Here is a 21,781-nt window from a genome sequence, read left to right as displayed (position 1 = left end):
TGGCTAGCGGTTATCAACACTAGGAAGGAGATGCAGGCAATATGACTGTATCTCCAACCAACCGCCAAATGATTTAACGATGGTTTTAACGGCAAAACTGCGGCTTCAAGGGCAAAGTTCAGTCAATCGCCTTATTTAGTTAGCCCTTTCACCACCATTTAGCCGGCTAAAATATCCAGGCGGATGGCCAATCCAATGCTTAAAGGATTGACGAAAATGGCTAACATCGCTGTAGCCTAGGGTCTCGGCAATCGCCTCAATATCCAATTCGCTTGCTAAAATCAACTCGACCGCCCTTTGGCAACGCACCTGATCGACTAAACGTTGATAACTCGAACCAAGCTGTGCCAGCTTGCGCCGAAAACTGCGATCGCTCATATGCAGTTGCGTCGCCATATCATCTAAATGGAGCACTTGGGGAAAATGTTCGTTGATTGCCGCCAGCACGGTTTCGATAAAGGATGTGGTCGAGACAGCAGTGACCTTTTCGGCGTAGGCAGGGAAAGGATACTGCATAGCAAGCGCAAGATGGTTAAGGGAAATGCTCCATTCGTAATATTCGCAATTAAACTGCACTTGAGCACCGGTGGCTTCATTTAAAAAATAGCTGTCACGGACAGGTTCCGCCAAATGGATTTGCCTAAGCGTTATCGCCTCCCCCGTGAGCTCTCTGGCAAGCCCTAACAGCGAACCTATGCTGTGCAGAAATTGAAATCCATATTGTGCTTGGTCGATACGGCCAGTATTGAGCCAACGAATGCAAACACAGTCTTCCTCGAGGCGCACTAAGGTATCGGTAAAACTGCCAACCAGTTGGGGATGATTGACCACAAACTGCAGGCAAGCCTGTAAAGACGTTAGCTGTGCGAGATGGGGCAAGAGCACATCTAAACTACTCACCCGATAGCTCAGGCCTAATTTAGTGCCGATATCGGGGTCGCCGCCCTGCAAGCGTAAAAACTCCATTGCATATTCCACCTGCCACACAAACACAAACTGGCAATGATTGAGCTCTGCTTGGCCAACACCGATATGTTCACAAACTTGCTGTAAGGCTTTTTCGCCTAGCTGCGAGGCAATAAAATCGAGAATATTACGTAGTTCAAATGCGGGATAGGTTTGATCACCCACCATCAGGTTCGTCTTGTAGTCGACGCGCTGTAACATGGAAAATCCTTAATATGATTTGTTCAGCTTTTAATTCCCTAGGTGATTAGTTGTATAAGATCTCGCTTATTTTGAATAGTCTTAAACCAAACTTAATGTTAAAAAAATGTATTATTTTACTTCGCGCTCGGACAAAACAAAAACGCCTGCATATTCGCAGGCGTTTTCATCAGGATTGAGTCAGCTCGTCGGCTTACATGGGACGATTTTTCTCAACTAATCGATTAAAAATCGCATTGACCGATAAAGACGCACCATGGGCGATTTTATCTGCCAGTTTCTTACGGACTTGGTAGCGCAACTTGTAGACGGTACGTTCGCCAGCTAACTGCATTAATACATCATCACTGGTTGAAATCGCATCGATAAGGCCTAATTCAATCGCCTGTTGACCATACCAATGTTCGCCCGTGGCCACCTTTGCCAAATCGAGCTGAGGACGATACTTGCTCACGAAAGCTTTAAACAATACGTGGGTTTCTTCCAGCTCCTGTTGGAACTTCTGTCTGCCTTCGTCAGTATTTTCGCCAAAAACGGTTAAGGTGCGCTTAAAATCACCAGCCGTGTGTTGCTCGTAGTCGATTTCATGTTTCTTCAATAAACGGTTGAAGTTAGGCAACTGGGCAACGACACCGATTGAGCCTACGATGGCGAATGGCGCGGCATACACTTTGTTTGCCACACAGGCCATCATGTAACCACCGCTGGCGGCGACCTTATCCACGCAAATCGTTAATGGGATCTCTGCCTGACGTAGGCGGTCAAGCTGGCTAGAGGCTAAACCGTAGCCATGCACCATGCCTCCGCCACTTTCGACATTCACCACTACTTCATCACCCTTTTCGGCAATGGTTAAAATCGCGCTGATTTCTTCCCGCAGAGAAGCCACTTCGGCGGCATCAATACTGCCTTTAAAATCAATAACAAAAACTTTGCCTTTGCTGTCTTCTTCGGCCGCTTTTTCCTTCGCCTTTTCGTCTGCTTTCAGCTGTTTTTCGTAGGCTTTAAACTGCTTCTTCGACAGCAGCTCTTCCTTCAAGCTGTGTTTAAGCTCTTCCAGTTCTTCTGAAAGATTGGTGATCCTCAGTTCACCTTTATCCGATTTGTGCTTCACCGTGGACGCGAGCACCACAATAATCACAGCAACAAGCGCAACCACAATCGTCACGGCTTTCGCTAAAAACATGCCATATTCGTATAGAAATTCCAAAGTACTCTCCGTTGGGGCCTAAGGTGATCCGGTTTAGTGCGCGCTATTCTAACAGCCTAAAGCGCCATAAAAAAACCCAGCAAAGGCTGGGTTTTTAGGATTTTACACGCGACTAGTTAGAACAGGTCGCGATCACGCTTGGATCAGTGACGAAAATAGTCGCTTCACCTTTACCTGCGGTAGAAGCATAGGTCGCCACTTGAGTTTGCATCTCAACCGTTGCCGCAGCAGCCATACCATCCGTTGAACTCTTCTCGCTTGGATCAACAATCGAGCTATGGTGACCCTTAGCAAAACGCACCGCACCAGAACCTTTGGTGGTTGCATCCACACAAGGCAGACCGATTGCCGAAATCAACGGCTCAGTGCCTGAGAGTGGGAAGTTATCGACGCGATTTGGTAACACCTGGTCAGGTAAGTTGCCGTTACCATCACCCGCAATTTCGATTAAATGTACGGGTAATCCTGTTGCTTTCAACATGCCTGCATGGTTAACCGGATCCGCCGAATCCACCGCCGTTTGCACCGCAAAGGCAAAGGTTGGAATAAACTGCGCGTAAACCCCTTGTACTAATGCCGCATATTCTGGGCTGCCAGGCTCGTATCCCGCAGTATTGGCTTTATCCACTAATGCTTGGAACGTCGATGAGGCTGTGACATTGCTAAACAGTACTGGTCCAAAGGTCGCAGAACCAGCGAACGCACCCGCTAAGCCACCCGCTGGCGCCGCCAGAGAGACCGCATTGATGGCATAAGGGTTAGGTAGCGCTTCGCCCGTGCTTGGATTTTTCATGCCCGTGCTGGCATAAGTCGCAAAGTCAGTGCCGACAATCGCACCTAAACTTAAGCCCTGCGCGCTAATCTTGGAAATATCGAATACTTGTGGTTGACCAGCCTGTGCAAGCCCCTGCGCTAAACCCGTTAAGGCTAAACGCACGCCAAGGTGATCCATGGTGGCCTGACGGAAGTTATCCCGCACCGACAGCGTGCTTGAGATATTCACGAAGACGAGTGGATTACCATTTTTAAAGGCGTCAGGTGTACCAATCACGTTACCAAAGGAAGGATCGGTTGCCGAAACTTCGTAAATCCCATCCCCATTGGCATCAAACGAGCGGGCACCATGCAAAGGCATATCGATGGCCACCGTTGCCACGCCCATGGCGGCATAGCTGCCCGCATAGGCTAATGACATTTCCTTACCGCCGCCTAAACCATGCAGTGCAATCGTCGTTGGCCAGCCAGAAGTCGGTGGTGTAAAGGTTAAACCTTGTTGCTGATAGAAGGCCGCGAGTTTGGCAGCATTTGGCATAGAAATCAGTACAGGTACCGTTTCATAACCTTTAATCGCAGGGATGGGGTTAAATTTGGTTAAATGCTTAGTTTTATCCGCAGCCGTTCCATCATCTAGCAACCAGGTTTTACCCGCCATCAAAGAAGGATTCGCTAACGCATCGGCAGGGTTTGCAATCCCATTGGCCACCGCCTGCATACCAAAGTTGGTTTGACTTAAGGTACCCGCTTGCAACGCTAATAATACCGAAACTGGGCTATCACCTTGGGCTTTCCAGCGGCCATTGATCAGCGGCTGACCTGCCGATGACAAGCAGCTGACCGAAGAGCAGTCACCGTAAATTGGCAATTTAATCTTAGCGGTATAAACGTCGGCTAGGTTCGATACTACATACGCCGCGCCATCTGCTGGCGTTAAGCCTGCAGCCTGCGCCACAGTGTAACCCGCAGGGGTTGGCATTTGCGCAAAACTTGGCGCATAAGGTGCGCCCTGTGCCATCAAGAGTTTTGTGGTTTCATAGACGTTTGCAACCGATTGAGTGGTAAACAAGCCTGAATAGGTAATGGTTGAAGTATCGACATTGTGTGCCGCTGCAATCCCTTTCTCATAGCTGTTGACTAAGGTTTGTAGCATCAATTGGTCAGGCGTTTCTAAGGGTAAGGTGTTGATATCCATCTTCAACGTACCATAGGTCGTTGAAGGGGCAATGCCACGTCCCTCTGAATCTTGGATTAACTTGGTTGTTGCATAAATATAAGACTGGCCAGCTTTAAGCGGTTTGAGTGGCACAATAACGACTTTGTTACCCGATGCCGTTGAGACGAAATCCACCCCAAATTGCAATTCATCGCCGACTTTACAGGCAGATACTGACGGTTTAGTTGTACATTCAGTATCCGATGACAACGGACCACCCACAGTGGCCTCAAACATTCTCACTGCGCCCGGTTGAGCAACCGATGCCGCCATCAGGGTCAGTTGGGTACCATCATGGTCTTTTGCTAAATCGATATCGATTGAAATGGGTGATGTGGTTGACCATCCATCTAAGGCACCAAGGGCAATTTGTGGATCGACATAGTTCCCCGAACTTTCACCCGGGATTGATAAGGTGCCATCCGTGGTGCCACTGAACAGCAAATCATTAGGCAAAGGCACTTTAGCATTCGCGGGGTCAAACACCATATGGGATTCAGGGATGAGCGGCTCTGTCTTATCCTTGAGTTCGTTATAACTGTCCTCGCCACATCCTGTGAGGCCCAGTGCTGATGCAATCGCAACACACAAAATGAGTCTTTTCATTTTTTTTCCCCAAATCTTGTTGTAATAGTTTTGTTTTCCCCAAGAAATTAGTCACAATAGCGCAAAAGCTATGACTAATAGGGCTTATGTTAGCCCCTAACTCGTTTCAAGTTAACGTAAAAATATTGAGTTAGCCACAAGTTTGTCACAAACATTTTAGCTATTTATAACAAAGTTTCATTCATTTGTTTGAAACATGCGTTTAGCAATTCGGCGACTCTAGAAGTGGCGGGCATTTTCGCCAAGAGGAATAAAAGGCTCATGTTGGAATATCAAGCAGCAAAAGATTTACTCCAAGGTAAAACCATCCTGGTGACAGGCGCTGGCGCAGGTATCGGTCGCGCGGCGGCCATTGAATTTGCCAAACACGGTGCTACCGTGATTTTACTCGGTAAAACCGTCAAAAAACTCGAAGCCGTATACGATGTAATAGAACAGGCGGGTTACCCAACGCCAGCCATTGTGCCGTTGGATTTAAAAGGCGCCACCGAACAAAACTACCGCGACATGGCCGAAACCATTGGCGAGCAGTTTGGTCACTTAGATGGTCTGTTGCACAACGCCAGTTTACTCGGCGCCTTAGGCCCGTTTGAACACATCGATATTCCATCACTCGAAGATGTACTGAAAGTCAACGTCACCTCACAGGTCATGCTGACTAAGGCCCTGTTGCCTATTATGCGCCAAGCACCCAGTGCCTCGATTATCTTTACCTCAAGCAGTGTTGGCCGTCAGGGCCGCGCCTACTGGGGCCCCTATGCCTTCTCTAAATTTGCAACCGAAGGTATGATGCAAGTACTCGCCCACGAATGTGATGGTACTTCTGTACGCGTAAATAGCATTAACCCAGGCGCGACTCGCACCGAAATGCGTGCTAAAGCGTACCCTGCCGAAAATCCATTAGATTTAAAAACGGCCGAAGAAATCATGCCAACGTATCTCTATTTAATGGGACAGGACTCTAGCGACATTAACGGTCAGCAATTTAACGCTCAATAAGCCGCGCTGCTCTAACTCATTGATACCTAGAAAATAAAGGGAGCCCTACGCTCCCTTTATTTTTGCTCAATCACTGAACCTAATCTTCGCAAAGTAAATCATCGCCTTAGGCTTCTCAGCAGCCTCTCCATTATGGACTTGGCTCTTATCTGAAACCGATATCATTTCGTGACTTGAATAATAGCTCACGTAAAGATAACCCCCTTCGAGCACAACTCCAGCATAACTGGTATCGCCTTGCGAAGGTAAAGTAAGCCACTCGTGAATTGTGCCCGTCTCTTTATTTATCTCAATAAGTGCTGTGCGAACGTTTTCTTCATAAAGACGCACAACCGCCATCAAACGGGATTGATAAACAAACATCACCGGCCCACCAATGCGTTTATCGAGTGTTTGCCACGCCCATTGATTGAATGGCGGTAAACTATGGCCGAGTAAACCTAAAAACTCGTCACTCCACACGGGATCACGCCTTAATAAACAAAAACAACTCCCTTGGTGAAATACGAGCGAGCTTTCATTTACATAGCCTTGATTATTAAACACTGACATCCAAGACTTGAACTGCTGTCCATCATCACTTTTATAGAGACGAGTATCCCCATCAGGCCCCGCTCGATACCCCACGCCATAAAGTGCATCTTGATGCTCAGTTAAGCGCCATAACCAATAGCCTTTATCAGCGACCTCATATGGTTCAGACCAATGCACGCCATCCTTTGAGCGCCAAAGATAGGACTGTAAACCTGATTTATCGTGATGAGCACCACCACCTAATAGCAACAACTCCCCTCGAAATTCAATTAACTTGCCATCGCGCAAATCCGCTTGAGTAGAAGTCAGCAGCAACACACTTTGCCACGTCCCACCAGCATCTTGAGAACGGAGAACCCGCAAGGCGCCATCGGGTGAAACATGGGCAGAACCTTCCCTAAACACACAGAATAATGCGCCCTGAAATAAGACGAGATCGGTAAAGGCATTATGTTCACCTTGATCCCAAATTCGCTTAACCGATATTAACTCCATGGTTCATCTCCTCGTCATCTTTAGGCTTGTTATAGCATAACCACTGGCCGCAGAAAGCAAAAAAGGCCGCAAGCGGCCTTTTTACTGAGAGACTTAACATCACTCGATGACATTAACTACGCTGACGTGTTGGCTTGGCCTTAGGCGTCGCGGTTACTTTATGCTTGCGTACGGCGCGGCGAATTTTTGCACTCTTCACCTGAGCACGGGCCACACTGTGTTTATCGGCAGCCAGCATAGTGCGAGTTTCAGGTTCAAGACCCGCTAATTGGCGCAGGTAGTTAACTTGCTCAATAGGCAGTTCAACCCAGCCACCACGAGGCAGAGATTTAGGCAATTCCACCATACCGTAACGCACACGGATAAGACGGCTGACTTGCACCTCTTGGGATTCCCATAAACGACGCACTTCGCGGTTACGGCCTTCACGTAAACATACGTGCCACCATTGGTTCATGCCCTCGCCGCCCGCGGCTTTAATGGCATCGAACTGCGCCATACCGTCTTCCAACATTACGCCGGTACGCAGACGTTGTACCGCAGCTTCAGGCACTTCACCAAAGGTACGTACCGCGTATTCGCGTTCGACTTCGTTAGACGGGTGCATTAAACGGTTTGCTAATTCACCGTCAGAGGTAAACAGCAATAAGCCTGAAGTGTTGATATCCAGACGGCCGACCGCAACCCAACGGGAGTCACGCACTTTAGGCAAACGGTCAAACACAGTTGGACGACCTTCAGGGTCTTTACGGCTACAAATCTCACCTTCGGGTTTGTGATAGGCCAGCACGCGGCAAATCACATCATCGGCGGACTTAAGCGATACAGCTCTACCATCGATACGAACCTTCGCATCGGCTTCGATACGGTCGCCAAGATTGGCAATCACGCCATCAATACTAACTCGGCCTGCAGCAATCCATGCCTCCATCTCACGACGGGAGCCATGGCCTGCACGGGCCAAGACTTTCTGCAATTTTTCACTCATTAGTATCTTGCTCTTCTGACTGTTCAGGCGTTACTTTCAAACCTGAAAATACCGCCTGCAATGACTCAGTATCCGTAAGCGCAGGTAAATCCGCTAGGGTATCTAAGCCAAAATAGGCTAAAAATTCTAAGGTCGTGGCGTAGAGTGCGGGTCGCCCCGGGACTTCTTTGTGGCCAACGACTTTAATCCAATGTCTATCTGACAAACTTTTTATGATATGGCTACTAATGGCCACACCACGCACCTGCTCAATATCGCCACGGGTCACGGGTTGACGATAGGCTATCACCGCCAAGGTCTCTAATGTTGCCCGCGAATACTTAGGTGCTTTTTCCTGCCACAGGGGTTGCAAAAAAGGACTCAGGACTTCCAAGGTCTGGAAGCGATAACCTCCAGCCACTTTCACAAGTTGAACACCCCGCTCCTGATAATCCTGCTGCAACTCTTCCAATGCGGCTTTGATTTTGTCTCTGGAAACACTGAAATCCGCCAACACGGTTTCTTTCAACATTTTCACCGACAAGGGTTTCCCCAATACAAACAGACTCGCTTCAATAAGCTGTTTTAATTGAATTGGATTTATCTGCATCAATTAATAGGCCTTTACGTAAATAGTTGAAAACGGCTCTGTTTGGTACAATTCCACTAATAGTTCTTTGACCAATTCCATCAGCGCTAAAAAGGTCACCACCACACCGGCGCGGCCTTCTTCGACGCTAAATAAACGCTCAAAGGGCGTAAACGTCTCGCTATTAAGCATGGCTAAAATTTGGCTCATGCGCTCACGGGTCGATAACTGTTCACGCTTAACATGATGATCTTCATTGGCATCGATACGTTTAAGCACTTCACCAAAGGCGCGAGCGATTTCAAATAACGATACATCGGGCGGGATCACCAAAGGTTTGATATTCGGTGAAGGTGCCGCGGTTGCTTGAAACACATCGCGTTCAAGCCGAGGTAAATCATCAATTTTTTGCGAGGCTTCCTTGATCACCTCATAGGCCTTCAATTGACGGATCAACTGAGCCCGTGGATCTTCCTCCACTTCATCTTCCGCCACCATACGCGGCAGCAGCAGACGGGATTTAATCTCAGCCAGTGTTGCCGCCATGACCAAATAATCCGAGGCCAGTTCGATACGCGCCTGAGTGAGCATCGCGATATATTCTAAATATTGCGCGGTGATCTGCGATATGGGTAAATCGACAACATCTAATTTTTGCTTACGGATCAAATACAAAAGTAAGTCGAGCGGCCCTTCGAAGGACTCCAAGAACACTTCTAACGCCTCAGGTGGAATAAACAAATCCTGCGGCATTTCGGTCATTGCCTGACCGCGAACAACGGCTAAGGGTAAACTTTGTTGCGTGCCCTGCATCCGCTATCCCCATGTAAAACAATCGTTTTTAAACGGTTGTAGATGACTAACTCGAACCCATAATGAGCGCGGTTTAAGCTCGCTATGCAAGCGCCCCCACGCCAAACGCGCGATTATACCCGCAATTGAGCGGCGATAATACTGTCAAATGATGGTTTTATCGCCTTAATCTCTTAGGATAAATCGCGGTTAGAGAAAAGGAGTAACGTCGCCCGCGCCTTCACGCAGCACTTCGAAACCATCTTCCGACATATCGATGACTGTGGTCGGTTTCTCGCCTAAGTAGCCACCGTGCAGGATCACATCCACTTGATGTTCTAACAGATCGCGAATGTGCTCAGGATCCGATTCAGCAAAATCACTATTAGGCATCACCAAACTGGTCGACATCAGCGGCGCATCTAACGCCTCTAGCAACGCCAAGGCAATCACATTGTCTGGCACGCGGATACCAATGGTTTTCTTCTTGTCATTTTGCAGACGACGGGGCACTTCCTTGCTCGCCTTAAAAATGAAAGTGTAAGGTCCAGGCGTGCAGCTTTTTAAGATGCGGTAAGCCTGATTATCCACCTTGGCATAGGTCGCTAACTCGGATAAGTCGCGGCACATTAACGAGAAATTATGGTCATGCTCGATTTGACGAATGCGGGTAATGCGCGTCATCGCATCTTTCTCGCCAATCATACAACCGAGGGCATAGCCCGAATCGGTTGGATATACAATCACACCGCCGGACTTAAGCACAGCCACTGCTTGACTGATCAGGCGTACCTGTGGATTTACTTCGTGTACATAAAAAAACTGACTCATGGTCGTTCCACCCAAGATCCCGACTGCCAGACCCAATCAATACCTTGAGGCTGGTAGAGATTTTTACCTAGTTCAATCCAATTGCTTGGAAAGTGAAAATCACTCCCTATCGATGCAAGCAACTGATTTTGGACACTCAGCGCCACTAAATTGGCCCTATCGTCCACCGTTTGTTGGCCGAGCACCACTTCCATGGCATCCCCGCCTGCTTCTTTAAATTCTCGCACTAAACGCTTTAACCATTTGGCCGACAGCTTATAACCGCTCGGATGGGCCAATACCGCAAGGCCGCCCGCGTTGTGGATCACCTCAATCGCGCTGGCCATATCGCCCCAATTATTGGGCACATAGCCGGTTTTACCGCGAGCTAAATAACGTTTGAACACACTTGGCATATCCACCGCATGGCCATTATCGGCAAGCCAGCGTGCATAGTGACCACGGCTTAAGGCGGCTCCTGCGGCGAGTTTTTTAGCGCCCTCATAGGCGCCATCAATCCCCGCTTTAGCCAAGCGATGGCCGATTTCTTCGGCGCGCTGCTCACGCAACTCTCGCTGATGCGTTAAAAAGCCTAATAACTCGGCATGGGTCTCATCAAAGTTGAGCGCCACAATGTGAATATCGTAACTATTCCAGCGGGTTGAAATTTCAACCCCAGAAATCAGTTTTAACGGTTCGGCCTGCGCTTGATTGAAGGCGCGGGCTTCACTTAAGCCTGCAACCGTATCGTGATCCGTAATCGCAAATAACTGCACGCCCTTTTCAAGGGCTCTGGCGACCAGCTCGGACGGCGTGAGATGACCGTCGGATGCGGTCGTGTGGCTGTGCAAGTCAGCCAATATGCTTTGAGTATTCATGCCGTTATTGTACGTGAATTTAAGATGAAATGTGCATTTATCTCACACTTTATCGAGCAGGAATGGCATTCGGTACAGTGATTTAGCGATATTAATCCATCATTTTGAAAAATATTCAATTGACTTTCGCCTCAGGCTCATGTTTTCTATAGCTCAACTAACGAATTATTGAGACCCTTTTGAATGACTCAGATTAACGCTTCTTTCAACATCATTTGGTGGTGGCACTTCCCAACTTAGCGGGTGGTGTGAAGCTCTGTGCTCATTTGAAAGTAACAGAATCAACAAAAAAGCCCGCAGAAATGCGGGCTTTTTTGTTGGTGCGAAAAATGTCTGCAACGCGGTAAACGGATAAAAAGCGAGATAAGCATGACCCTAAAGACATTTAATCAGGTTACCCAAGTTGATGGCGCGCATTTTGCCCCGTCTCAACAGACATTCGCACGTTCGCATACGCTCAAGGCGACGCTGGCATATCATAGCGACCCACTGCGCCTGTACCAGCACATCACCCAAGATGTACCCCATACCATGTTGTTAGAATCGGCAGAAATCGACAGCAAGGAAAATCTTAAGAGCATGGTGATGACCCATGCGGCGCTGATGATCCGCTGCGATGGCTATCGTTTACGCTTTAGCGCACTGAGTGACAATGGCGTCAGTTTACTCGCCCCCATCGAGCAATTTTTTATTGCTCGTTCAAGCCAAACTCAATGCCAACGCGATGGCCACAACTTAGTGGTCACGCTGCAAAAGGACACTGAGCTTAAGGATGAAGATGCCCGCTTAAAATCCACCTCGCCCCTCGATGGTTTGCGCTTGTTTGTAAAGCATATCGACTGCGGCCAGACGCCAGCATTCGAAGACTTATTTTTAGGTGGCGTGCTCTCCTACGATTTGATTGATACCGTCGAGCCACTGCCTGAAGCACCAAATGGTGCAAATGATTGTCCTGATTATTTATTTTATCTCGCCGAAACCTTAATTCTTATCGATCACAAGCAAAAGCAAGCTGAGATCATCACCCACAACTTCAGTGAAGTTTCAGCAAAACAGGTTGAAGTGACCCAAGCCTTAGCCGAGCGAGCAGAGAATATTCGCGCTCAATGTGAAGCCCTAGCCAAGAGTGCAACACCTGCGCCCGCCCTCGTCGGCATAACGGCCACAGAGCAAGTGAATGTTAGTGATGATGACTTCAAGCAAACCGTTATTGATTTAAAAGAACACATTATTGCCGGCGACATCTTCCAAGTCGTGCCTTCACGCAGCTTTAGCCTGCCCTGCCCCAATACCTTGGGAGCTTACCGCGCACTACGTTTAACCAACCCCAGCCCCTATATGTTTTATTTCAGGGGCCATGACTTCACCCTGTTTGGCGCCTCGCCCGAGAGCGCGCTGAAATATGAAGCCAGCAATAATCAGGTCGAAGTCTACCCGATTGCAGGCACCCGTAAACGCGGCAAAACCGCCAGCGGCGAGATCGATTTCGACCTCGATAGCCGTATCGAACTCGAATTGCGTTTGGATAAAAAAGAGCTCTCCGAACATTTAATGTTGGTCGATTTAGCCCGTAACGATATCGCCCGTATCAGCCAAAGCGGCAGCCGCAAAGTGGCCGAGTTACTTAAAGTCGACCGTTATTCCCACGTCATGCACTTAGTCAGCCGCGTCACAGGTCAACTACGCCAAGACTTAGATGCACTCCACGCCTATCAGGCCTGTATGAATATGGGCACGCTAGTTGGCGCCCCGAAAGTGCGCGCCTCTCAATTGGTGCGTCAAGCAGAAAAGACCCGCCGCGGCAGCTACGGCGGCGCTGTGGGTTACCTCAACGCCCTTGGGGATATGGACACCTGTATCGTTATCCGCTCCGCCTTTGTGAAAAACGGCGTTGCCCATATCCAAGCGGGTGCTGGCGTGGTGTTTGATTCCGAACCGCAGAGTGAAGCCGATGAAACCCGCCAAAAGGCGCAGGCTGTGATTTCGGCCATCAAGATGGGCGCAGGCTTGGATGAAAGCCAGCAAGCAACTGCGACCACTACGACTGAACAACAAAGATAAGGAGCCCAAGATGAAACTCTATTTACTCGATAACTTCGACTCCTTTACCTACAACTTAGTCGACCAATTTAGAAGCCTTGGCTGTGAAGTGGTGATCTACCGTAACGATGTTGCCGCCGACTATATTGCCAACAAGCTGTTAGCGGAAACCGAGCCTAGCGCCTTAGTCCTATCGCCAGGCCCAGGTGCACCCCATGAAGCGGGATCTATGATGGCGCTAATCGACAAAGTCGCGGGCAAAGTGCCTATGCTGGGGATCTGCTTAGGCCATCAAGCCATGGTGGAATATTACGGCGGTAAAGTGGAGCGCGCGCCTTTTGTGGTGCACGGTAAAGCCAGTCCCACCTTCCATAATGGTACGGGCGTGTTTGCTAACTTACCTTCACCCTTACCTGTCGCCCGTTATCACAGCTTAGTGGCGACAAAAGTACCCGATTGTCTTGAAGTGATTGCCACCACAGAAGAGATGCCAATGGCGATTCTGCACGCCGAGCACAGGGCGGTCGGTTTTCAGTTTCACCCAGAATCCATCTTAACAACCTTGGGCAGCACATTGTTAACCCAAACCCTACGCTTTTTGACTCAAGACATCGCCCACAATACCGCAGGAGCCCAATAATGAGCGCAACATCGATTCAGCCCCTGCTCGATATCTTGTTTCAGGGTAAGGCATTAACCCGCGAGCAAACCGCCAGCCTCTTTAGCACCCTTATCCAAGGTGAAATGAATGAGGCCGTGATGGCGGCAATGTTAATGGCCCTTAAAATTCGCGGCGAAACCATTGCCGAAATCAGTGGCGCCGCCGATGCAATGCGCGCCGCCGCCAAGCCATTCCCCTATCCAGCCTCAAACCGTAGCCAAGGGATTATCGATATTGTCGGCACTGGTGGCGATGGTTTTAATACAATTAATATCTCCACCACAGCCGCCTTTGTCGCGGCAGCCGCTGGCGCCAAGGTGGCAAAACACGGTAATCGCTCCGTTTCGAGCAAATCGGGTTCCTCAGATTTACTCGCCCAATTTGGCATCGATTTAACCATGTCACCCGAACTGGCGAGCCGTTGCCTGGAATCACTCAATCTGTGCTTCCTGTTTGCGCCCCATTACCATGGCGGTGTCAAACATGCGGTGCCTGTGCGCCAAGCGCTGAAAACTCGCACCTTATTCAATGTGTTAGGGCCATTGATTAACCCAGCACGCCCAGAATTTATGTTACTTGGGGTCTATAGCCCAGAGCTAGTGACGCCCATCGCTCGCGTACTGCAAGCCCTTGGCACGCAAAGAGCCATGGTGGTACACGGCAGTGGTTTAGATGAAGTGGCGCTCCATGGCAGCACGCAAGTCGCCGAGCTTAAAGACGGTGAGATTATTGAATATCAACTAACGCCGGCGGATTTTGGTGTGCCACAAGCCCAAATTAGCGAGCTTGAAGGCGGGGAGCCTGCACAAAACGCCCAAATCACTCAATCTATTTTGCAAGGACAAGGCAGCGATGCCCACACCCATGCGGTTGCCATTAATGCCGGTTGTGCCTTATATCTGTGTGGCCTATCGGACTCAGTCAAAGCTGGCACCACCCTTGCGCTCAATACCATAAAAAGCGGCAAAGCCTTTGAATTACTGAATCAACTCGCTAAAGTCAGCAGCGAAGCACAGGAATAATGACCATGGCACAGGTTCAACAACCCGAAGCCCATCGCTCGGAAGATAATCAAGCATCGCAGGATGTAAGGGGTAGCATGCAAACCAGCACCGCAAAAGCCAACGTTTTAACCCGTATCGTCGATACCAAGGCCGCCCATATCGCCGCCCTTAAGCTGCGTTTTCCTGAAGACAGCTTAGCCCCCAAGATTTCGGATCGTAGTCTATTTGCGGCCTTAAAAGCCCCGAAGGCGGGTTATATTTTAGAGTGTAAAAAAGCCAGTCCATCCAAAGGCTTAATCCGTAAAGACTTTGATGTCGAAGCCATCGCTTCTATTTATACCAAGTATGCAGCAGGAATCTCGGTATTAACCGACGAGCAATTTTTCCAAGGGGACATGGACTATATCCCGAGAGTACGGGCAAAAGTGAGCCAACCGATTCTGTGTAAAGACTTTTTTGTAGACGAATATCAAATCAAGTTGGCGGCACATCAGGGCGCCGATGCGATTCTGCTGATGCTTTCTGTGCTCGATGATGAGCGATATCAGCAACTTGCTAGTGAGGCAGCCAAGTATCAACTCGATGTGCTGACCGAAGTCAGCAATGAGGAAGAACTGAAACGCGCCATCGTCTTGAATGCACCTATTATTGGCATTAATAACCGTAACTTACGGGATTTAAGTACCGATTTAGCCACCACAGAAGCCCTTGCGCCGCACATCGGCAGCGATCGCGTGGTGATCAGCGAATCGGGCATTTACACTAACGAGCAAGTGCGTCGCTTAAGTCCATTAGTCGATGGCTTCTTAGTCGGTAGCTCGATTATGGCCGAAGAAGACATTGATTTAGCCTGCCGGAAATTGATCTTCGGTCACAATAAAGTCTGCGGCCTCACCCGCCTTGAAGATATTCAAGCGGCGGCCACTGCCGGCGCCGTATATGCAGGACTTATTTTTGCTGAAAAATCACCGCGCGCGCTCACCCAAGAGGCCGCAAAGCAGTTAGTACAGCAATACCGCGCCGCCAACTTGCCCGCCATTGAGTTTGTCGGCGTATGTGTGAATAGCACACCTGAGTTCATGGCGAGTATCGCCCAAGAATGTGGCTTAGCCGCACTGCAACTGCATGGCTGTGAGACTGAACTGGAAATTGCCGAGCTAAGCCAATTGCTGCAACAGGCCGGACTGAACACTCAAATTTGGAAGGCGGTCAGTGTCGATGCTCAAAGCGGCGAACTTGCTGCTATGCCAAGAGGTGTGCAGCGTTATCTTTTTGATAGCAAGAATGACGCAGGTTTTGGTGGCACGGGGCAAGCCTTTGATTGGCAACTCCCCATTGCCCATAAAGCCGAGGCCATGCTCGCGGGTGGCCTCAATGCTGACAATGCCGCACGAGCCAATGCTCAAGGATTTTACGGTTTAGATTTTAACTCTGGCCTCGAAACAGCCCCAGGCATTAAGTCGGCAGAAAAAATCCAAGCAGCATTTAGTCAATTACGACTCTAGACCAGCTTTTATAAAAACCTGTGCAAAGCACAGGCTAGCCAGAATTGAAACTCGATGGCCAAAACCCAAACCACCATCGAAACAAATGAATTGGATAAGGAACAAGGTATGTCACAGTTAAAGCTTAACCCTTATTTCGGCGAATACGGCGGTATGTATGTGCCGCAGATTTTAGTCCCCGCCCTCAAGCAACTCGAAAACGCCTTTGTCGAAGCGCAGGCCGATGAATCCTTTCAAGCCGAGTTTACCGACCTACTGAAAAACTACGCGGGCCGCCCAACGGCACTGACCTTAACCCGCAATTTAAGCCCTAACCCTATGGTGAAAATCTACCTCAAGCGGGAAGATTTACTCCACGGCGGCGCCCATAAAACCAACCAGGTATTAGGCCAAGCATTACTGGCTAAACGTATGGGTAAAAAGGAGATTATTGCCGAAACCGGCGCAGGCCAACACGGTGTTGCCACCGCCCTTGCCTGTGCGCTGCTGGGATTAAAATGCAAAGTGTATATGGGCGCGAAAGACGTTGCCCGTCAATCACCTAACGTATTTAGAATGCGTTTGATGGGCGCAGAAGTCATTCCTGTCACCTCAGGTTCTGCCACCTTAAAAGATGCCTGTAACGAGGCGATGCGCGACTGGTCTGGCAGCTACGAAAAAGCCCACTATCTATTAGGCACAGCCGCAGGACCGCACCCTTTCCCGACCATAGTGCGTGAGTTCCAACGTATGATAGGCGAAGAAACCAAGAAGCAAATGCTGGAGCGCGAAGGTCGTCTGCCCGATGCGGTGATCGCCTGTGTCGGCGGAGGCTCTAATGCTATCGGTATGTTTGCCGACTTTATTGATGAAACCAGTGTCGAGCTGATTGGGGTCGAACCCGCAGGTAAAGGCATCGATACCCATATGCACGGCGCGCCGCTCAAACATGGCAAAACTGGGATTTTCTTTGGTATGAAGGCGCCCTTGATGCAGGACAGCGAAGGTCAAATCGAAGAGTCTTACTCGATTTCGGCAGGCCTCGACTTCCCATCGGTTGGCCCACAGCACGCCCATTTGAACGCGATTGGCCGTGCGCGCTACGAATCGGCCACCGATGATGAAGCCCTAGAAGCCTTCCAATTATTGGCTCGCAGCGAGGGGATTATCCCCGCGCTCGAATCGGCCCACGCCCTCGCTTACGCCCTGCGCCTAGCGAAAGAGTGCACCAAAGAAACCATTTTGGTCGTTAACCTCTCGGGCCGAGGCGATAAGGATATTTTCACTGTGTCAGACATTTTAAACGGTAAAGAGGAATAACTAAGATGAGCAACACTGCAACCCAAACTATCCCTCACCAAGGCGGCCGTTATCACGCAGCGTTTAGCCGTTTAAAAGCCGAAGGCCGCGGCGCCTTTGTGCCCTTTGTTACTTTGGGCGATCCCAGCCCTGAACTGTCGCTGAAAATTATCGACACCTTAGTGCAAAATGGTGCCGATGCATTGGAATTAGGCTTTCCCTTCTCCGATCCGCTGGCCGATGGCCCAGTGATCCAAGGCGCGAACCTCAGAGCCCTCGCCGCGGGTACAACGCCCACACAGTGCTTCAACCTATTAGCGCAAATTCGCGCTAAATACCCAGAGCTGCCGATTGGGTTATTGCTGTACGCGAACCTCGTATTCGCTAATGGCATCGATACTTTTTATGCCAAAGCGCAGCAAGCGGGCGTGGACTCAGTGCTTATCGCCGATGTGCCAGTAGAAGAAGCGGCACCTTTTATTCAAGCCGCTAAGGCCCATGGTATCGCGCCGATTTTTATCGCGCCGCCCAATGCCGATAGCGAAACCCTTGAAAAAGTGAGCCTAAGTGGCGAAGGCTATACCTATCTATTGTCCCGCGCTGGTGTGACAGGCACAGACACTAAGGCGGGTACGCCCGTTGAAGATATTTTAGCTAAGCTGCAAGCATTTAATGCGCCGCCACCGCTATTAGGCTTTGGGATTGCCGAGCCCGCTCAAGTTAGCGCCGCCATCAAGGCGGGCGCCGCGGGCGCGATTTCAGGCTCGGCCGTGGTGAAAATTATCGAAGCTCATCAACAGGATGAAGTGAAACTGCTGGCAGCATTAGGCGAATTTACCCGCGCCATGAAAGCGGCAACCTAATTAATTTAACCACTGACAACTGAGCACAGGCGTGTTTGCACCTGTGCTCAGTTGTTTCTAAGCGCTAAAAATGCCTCCAACTCAGTTCGACAATCACGTCTACCTCAGTGCCTCATTTGACTTAACACCAGCAAAATACGCTTTCAATGACTCAAGGCTTTGTTTGCGATCGCTGAGCTGTTGTCTCTCGCTATATTGGATCAACTGCTCGAGGTATTGCTGAGGTGGAGTCACTCTCAAGCCAAAGCGCTCCGATAATAATCGATATTGATCAATCACTTGCTGCCTGCTAAATGTCTCGGCATAGATATCGATGGCAAAGTCTTTAAACAGATGCCGAATACCATCGTATAAACCTATGTGACTCACACTCTGATGTGTCTCGTCGGGATAGTATTTGGCCGCAAAACTCAGTCCTTGGGGTGGACTTTTAGTCAGCTTATCCGCAAAGGCCAAATTTAAATCTCTATGATAGGAAGACACGCCAAATCCCGGTGACAAGGGATTATTTGCAATCGCCATAAAGAGTTGTTTCTGGTTGAAACTGCCCTTTTCAACTCGGTTTTCGAGCTGAGTGAGGTAATGTGGGCTGTCAAACCACAGGCTAGTATCAATGGCGATATAGGCCGAAAAAAGTTGCCTGTCGGTACGTAGTGCCTCCATCGCCACTAAGCCCCCAAAGGAGTGGCCCACCAACACATTAATGCCATTGGTTCGCAGCTGACTATGTATGTTTGGCGCTAATTCCTGCTCGATAAAATCTAAAAATCGCCCCGCTCCCCCCGTTTGCTGGTATTTGGGATAGCCTTTTTTCCCACTCGGCAACACCAGCGTATGGGTCGGCGTGTAATCCCGCATCCTTTCGGTGTTATTAATGCCAACAATAATCATCTTAGGGATTTGCGGCATAGCGCCTTGACTTAAAAACTGTAGCAAGCTTGCCATATGACCAAATTGTTCATCTGCATCCAGCAGATAAACAACGGGATACGCCTCAGTCGATTGTGCATATCCCTCAGGAAGCGCAATCAGATACTGCCGTGTTTCCTTAAGCAGTTTGGACTGCAATTGCTGGCTTTGATATTCCACCGCAGCGCTGGGCTGCGATATCACGCTCCCCATCAATAAACCGACTACAACTAAAAAGTATCGCATTGGGTACTGTTTCCTATTAGGAAGATATTGAATATTCGATGAAAATGCATTTAAGACGCTAATAATGCGCAGTCTGCATTGAGGGACAAGGCGACAGTATTTCCCCTCCTCCATCCTGCTAAGTGACATGAATCACATCATCTTCGATTACATTGTAAATGACAATTATTATCATTCAAAGGAATGAGTGATTGTGCTATTTTGGCGACCAGTTGAAATAGTCGATTTACAAAGATTTACCATTTTTGCTTTGTTAATTAATTAGATAATGGATATCGGGGGATTGAAATTGAGTAACCATAAAACGCTAAATCGTTTTCCTTTCGCACTGTTAGCACTCGCCTGTTCACTGCAACCACTCCTGTCGGCACAGGCCGATGACACAGAACTCGAACATATAGTGGTCACCGCCAGCGCTAAGGACCAACAGTTAAGTTCAGCGCCCGCCTCTATCTCTGTCATCGATGCCGAAGAGATTAAATTGCTGCCCGTAAAAGATCTCGGCGATGTGCTGCGTGGCAGTGTCGGGGTCAACGTGGTCAGCGGTAACGCAGGACGTAACAGCCTCTATGTCCGTGGTATGGATGAAACCTATGTACTAATGCTCGTTAACGGCAAACGCGTGTCCTCCTCAAACGGCCTATGGCGCGGCGGTAACTTCGACATTACCGCAATTCCGATTGATGCAATCTCGCGGGTCGAAATTGTCCGTGGTCCAATGTCGGCACTCTACGGCTCGGACGCCGTTGGCGGGGTGATTAACGTGATCACTAAGGCGCCGACCGAGGATTGGCAGCTCACCCTCGATGCCGAATACAGTCAAATGCAAGAAGGTGAAGGCGGTGATAGACAACGCTACAACGTGTTTACCTCGGGCAAATTGACCGATAGCTTAGGGCTGATGCTCACCGCCGAATCCGCAGAGCAGGATCTTTGGCAATTACCCGAAATCACACCGACCTTCGATACCATAGAAGAGCGTAAAACCAAGAAACTCTACAGCGCACTCACTTGGCAGTTGACTGACAATCAAACATTAGACTTTGATTATCAATATGATAAAGACAAAGTCCCCCTCACGACCTATGCTGAAAAATCAAAACGCGAACAGCAAATCGAGCGCAACACCTTTGGCCTTACCCACAAGGCAGACTGGCAATGGGGCCAAACCCAGTTAGAGGCTAATCTCGAAGATTCTAAACTCTACGACTACAACAGCCGTTACAGCCTGCAGCCGCCTTTAGGTCGCCATATTGATGAAAAGAATACCAGCCTCAAAGCCACCAGCTTTTTCAGCCTATGGCAGCAGGACTTTACCTTAGGCGGCGAATACCATAAGACCGAGGTTGAAGATCCAGTTCAGTACCCCACAACTAAGGGTGACAGCGTCGACCAATACTCACTCTTCGCCCAAGATGAAATCGACTTCTTAGATGACTGGACGCTGACCTTAGGTGCCCGCTACGAAGATAATGAAAAGTATGGCAATAACCTCAGCCCGCGCGCCTATATTGTCTATCGTGCCACCGATAAACTGACCTTTAAAGGCGGTGTAGGCACGGCCTTTAGGGCTCCGGCGTTATTTGAGTCATCGCCCACCTTTGCATCAGTCAGTTGCGGTGGTGCCTGCTCCGTGGTTGGTAATCCCGGTCTCGACCCAGAAACCAGCGTAAACTATGAATTCTCAGTGCTAATGAGTGATAACACCTGGGATATTTCGGCAACGGCCTACCACAATAAAGTCAAAGACTTAATCACAGTATCGACCTGGGATAGAGTGAGCCCGAGCCGGACTTATTACAATGAGTCCGAAGTGACCTTACAGGGGATAGAACTGACGGGCCAAATCGATTTGACCGAAGATCTCAGTCTTAAAGGCAACTACAGCTATCTCGATACAGAAAAAAGCGATGGATCAGAGTTAAATGGACGTCCCGATCAAACCGCCAACCTTCAGCTCGATTGGCATATGACTGATGACTGGCAACTCTATGTCAGCGGTAACTATTTTGGTGACTACTTAGATAGCAGCGCGATAAAACGCAGTGGCTATAGTCGCTTCGATTTTGGCACCAGCTATAGGTTAACGGAAAACATCAAGCTACGCGCGGGTATGACCAACTTTACCAATGAGCAACCCGCTGAAGATTCCGACGGCACCACAGAAACCATTCTGCCGGGACGCGCCGTGTTCGCCGGGGTGACGTTAACGCTGTAATCGCCTTCAATGAGTGTTTT

At 49.2% G+C, this 21,781-nt stretch carries 18 protein-coding genes and 1 other annotated feature; of the genes, 8 read left to right on the top strand and 10 right to left on the bottom strand.

From position 1 onward, the window contains the following. Positions 1–135: 135 nt before the first annotated feature. From K0H59_RS08025 to K0H59_RS08015, 3 genes are all read right to left on the bottom strand, one after another. Complete coding sequence (locus K0H59_RS08025; RefSeq protein ID WP_220055189.1) at positions 136–1,167, bottom strand: AraC family transcriptional regulator; 1,032 nt, start codon at positions 1,165–1,167, stop codon at positions 136–138. A 193-nt stretch (positions 1,168–1,360) separates the two neighbouring features. After that, complete coding sequence (gene sohB, locus K0H59_RS08020) at positions 1,361–2,377, bottom strand: protease SohB (protein WP_109287437.1); 1,017 nt, start codon at positions 2,375–2,377, stop codon at positions 1,361–1,363. 112 nt (positions 2,378–2,489) lie between these two features. After that, positions 2,490–4,973 (bottom strand): VolA/Pla-1 family phospholipase, encoded by a 2,484-nt coding sequence (locus K0H59_RS08015; RefSeq protein ID WP_220055188.1) that lies wholly within the window; start codon positions 4,971–4,973, stop codon positions 2,490–2,492. A gap of 261 nt (positions 4,974–5,234) precedes the next feature. Between K0H59_RS08015 and K0H59_RS08010 the strand changes: the two genes are divergently transcribed. After that, positions 5,235–5,972: a YciK family oxidoreductase gene (locus K0H59_RS08010; RefSeq protein ID WP_088212142.1), complete on the top strand. Its 738-nt coding sequence runs from the start codon at positions 5,235–5,237 to the stop codon at positions 5,970–5,972. Positions 5,973–6,038: 66 nt separating this feature from the next. On the opposite strand, the gene K0H59_RS08005 is transcribed toward K0H59_RS08010, so the two are convergent. The 6 genes from K0H59_RS08005 to rnm form a co-directional block, all read right to left on the bottom strand. Further along, entirely contained in the window at positions 6,039–7,001 is a 963-nt protein-coding gene (locus K0H59_RS08005; protein ID WP_220055187.1) for an exo-alpha-sialidase, read from the bottom strand. Positions 7,002–7,113: 112 nt separating this feature from the next. After that, complete coding sequence (gene rluB, locus K0H59_RS08000) at positions 7,114–7,989, bottom strand: 23S rRNA pseudouridine(2605) synthase RluB (RefSeq protein ID WP_011716577.1); 876 nt, start codon at positions 7,987–7,989, stop codon at positions 7,114–7,116. Beyond that, positions 7,982–8,578, bottom strand: a complete 597-nt coding sequence (gene scpB, locus K0H59_RS07995; RefSeq protein WP_011622248.1) for an SMC-Scp complex subunit ScpB — start codon at positions 8,576–8,578, stop codon at positions 7,982–7,984. The genes rluB and scpB overlap by 8 nt, the downstream gene beginning before the upstream one ends. Positions 8,579–8,581: 3 nt before the next feature. Then, positions 8,582–9,370 carry a ScpA family protein gene (locus K0H59_RS07990; RefSeq protein WP_011622247.1) on the bottom strand — a complete coding sequence of 263 codons (789 nt, stop codon included), beginning with the start codon at positions 9,368–9,370 and terminating at the stop codon, positions 8,582–8,584. Between the two features lie 189 nt (positions 9,371–9,559). Then, positions 9,560–10,180 (bottom strand): L-threonylcarbamoyladenylate synthase, encoded by a 621-nt coding sequence (locus tag K0H59_RS07985; protein WP_086904495.1) that lies wholly within the window; start codon positions 10,178–10,180, stop codon positions 9,560–9,562. Then, positions 10,177–11,037, bottom strand: a complete 861-nt coding sequence (gene rnm, locus K0H59_RS07980; protein ID WP_220055186.1) for an RNase RNM — start codon at positions 11,035–11,037, stop codon at positions 10,177–10,179. Before rnm ends, K0H59_RS07985 begins: the two co-directional genes overlap by 4 nt. Positions 11,038–11,247: 210 nt before the next feature. Then, positions 11,248–11,355 (top strand) — a sequence feature (Trp leader region). Between the two features lie 51 nt (positions 11,356–11,406). Here rnm and K0H59_RS07975 point away from each other — a divergent pair. The 6 genes from K0H59_RS07975 (at position 11,407) to trpA (ending at position 18,388) form a co-directional block, all read left to right on the top strand. Further along, complete coding sequence (locus K0H59_RS07975) at positions 11,407–13,098, top strand: anthranilate synthase component 1 (protein WP_220055185.1); 1,692 nt, start codon at positions 11,407–11,409, stop codon at positions 13,096–13,098. A 10-nt stretch (positions 13,099–13,108) separates the two neighbouring features. Next, on the top strand, positions 13,109–13,717 hold the full coding sequence (locus K0H59_RS07970) for an aminodeoxychorismate/anthranilate synthase component II (RefSeq protein WP_086904498.1): 609 nt from the start codon (positions 13,109–13,111) through the stop codon (positions 13,715–13,717). After that, on the top strand, positions 13,717–14,760 hold the full coding sequence (trpD, locus tag K0H59_RS07965) for an anthranilate phosphoribosyltransferase (RefSeq protein ID WP_220055184.1): 1,044 nt from the start codon (positions 13,717–13,719) through the stop codon (positions 14,758–14,760). The genes K0H59_RS07970 and trpD overlap by 1 nt, the downstream gene beginning before the upstream one ends. 77 nt (positions 14,761–14,837) lie before the next feature. Beyond that, positions 14,838–16,247 (top strand): bifunctional indole-3-glycerol-phosphate synthase TrpC/phosphoribosylanthranilate isomerase TrpF, encoded by a 1,410-nt coding sequence (trpCF, locus tag K0H59_RS07960; protein WP_258405918.1) that lies wholly within the window; start codon positions 14,838–14,840, stop codon positions 16,245–16,247. A gap of 108 nt (positions 16,248–16,355) precedes the next feature. Then, positions 16,356–17,546 (top strand): tryptophan synthase subunit beta, encoded by a 1,191-nt coding sequence (gene trpB / locus K0H59_RS07955; protein WP_011622240.1) that lies wholly within the window; start codon positions 16,356–16,358, stop codon positions 17,544–17,546. Positions 17,547–17,551: 5 nt separating this feature from the next. Next, a complete protein-coding gene (trpA, locus tag K0H59_RS07950; protein WP_220055182.1) occupies positions 17,552–18,388 on the top strand; it encodes a tryptophan synthase subunit alpha in 837 nt (278 codons plus the stop codon). A gap of 99 nt (positions 18,389–18,487) precedes the next feature. Here trpA and K0H59_RS07945 read toward each other — a convergent pair whose 3' ends face one another. Next, entirely contained in the window at positions 18,488–19,543 is a 1,056-nt protein-coding gene (locus K0H59_RS07945) for an alpha/beta hydrolase (RefSeq protein ID WP_220055181.1), read from the bottom strand. Positions 19,544–19,832: 289 nt separating this feature from the next. On the opposite strand from K0H59_RS07945, the gene K0H59_RS07940 reads away from it, so the two are divergent. Then, positions 19,833–21,761, top strand: a complete 1,929-nt coding sequence (locus K0H59_RS07940; RefSeq protein ID WP_220055180.1) for a TonB-dependent receptor domain-containing protein — start codon at positions 19,833–19,835, stop codon at positions 21,759–21,761. Positions 21,762–21,781 lie beyond the last annotated feature (20 nt).

The sequence above is a fragment of the Shewanella sp. FJAT-51649 genome (genome assembly GCF_019457435.1).
GTDB classification, from domain to species: Bacteria; Pseudomonadota; Gammaproteobacteria; order Enterobacterales; family Shewanellaceae; genus Shewanella; species Shewanella mangrovisoli.
The sequence above is the reverse complement of the archived record's forward strand: the minus strand, read 5'-3'. Positions and strand labels throughout refer to the sequence as shown.

Coding starts and splice junctions, on each gene's coding strand:
- K0H59_RS08025 (WP_220055189.1), bottom strand. CDS start 1,167: ATGTTACAGCGCGTCGACTACAAGACGAACCTGATGGTGGGTGATCAA.
- K0H59_RS08015 (WP_220055188.1), bottom strand. CDS start 4,973: ATGAAAAGACTCATTTTGTGTGTTGCGATTGCATCAGCACTGGGCCTC.
- K0H59_RS08010 (WP_088212142.1), top strand. CDS start 5,235: ATGTTGGAATATCAAGCAGCAAAAGATTTACTCCAAGGTAAAACCATC.
- K0H59_RS08005 (WP_220055187.1), bottom strand. CDS start 7,001: ATGGAGTTAATATCGGTTAAGCGAATTTGGGATCAAGGTGAACATAAT.
- rluB (WP_011716577.1), bottom strand. CDS start 7,989: ATGAGTGAAAAATTGCAGAAAGTCTTGGCCCGTGCAGGCCATGGCTCC.
- scpB (WP_011622248.1), bottom strand. CDS start 8,578: ATGCAGATAAATCCAATTCAATTAAAACAGCTTATTGAAGCGAGTCTG.
- K0H59_RS07990 (WP_011622247.1), bottom strand. CDS start 9,370: ATGCAGGGCACGCAACAAAGTTTACCCTTAGCCGTTGTTCGCGGTCAG.
- K0H59_RS07985 (WP_086904495.1), bottom strand. CDS start 10,180: ATGAGTCAGTTTTTTTATGTACACGAAGTAAATCCACAGGTACGCCTG.
- rnm (WP_220055186.1), bottom strand. CDS start 11,037: ATGAATACTCAAAGCATATTGGCTGACTTGCACAGCCACACGACCGCA.
- K0H59_RS07975 (WP_220055185.1), top strand. CDS start 11,407: ATGACCCTAAAGACATTTAATCAGGTTACCCAAGTTGATGGCGCGCAT.
- K0H59_RS07970 (WP_086904498.1), top strand. CDS start 13,109: ATGAAACTCTATTTACTCGATAACTTCGACTCCTTTACCTACAACTTA.
- trpD (WP_220055184.1), top strand. CDS start 13,717: ATGAGCGCAACATCGATTCAGCCCCTGCTCGATATCTTGTTTCAGGGT.
- trpCF (WP_258405918.1), top strand. CDS start 14,838: ATGCAAACCAGCACCGCAAAAGCCAACGTTTTAACCCGTATCGTCGAT.
- trpB (WP_011622240.1), top strand. CDS start 16,356: ATGTCACAGTTAAAGCTTAACCCTTATTTCGGCGAATACGGCGGTATG.
- trpA (WP_220055182.1), top strand. CDS start 17,552: ATGAGCAACACTGCAACCCAAACTATCCCTCACCAAGGCGGCCGTTAT.
- K0H59_RS07945 (WP_220055181.1), bottom strand. CDS start 19,543: ATGCGATACTTTTTAGTTGTAGTCGGTTTATTGATGGGGAGCGTGATA.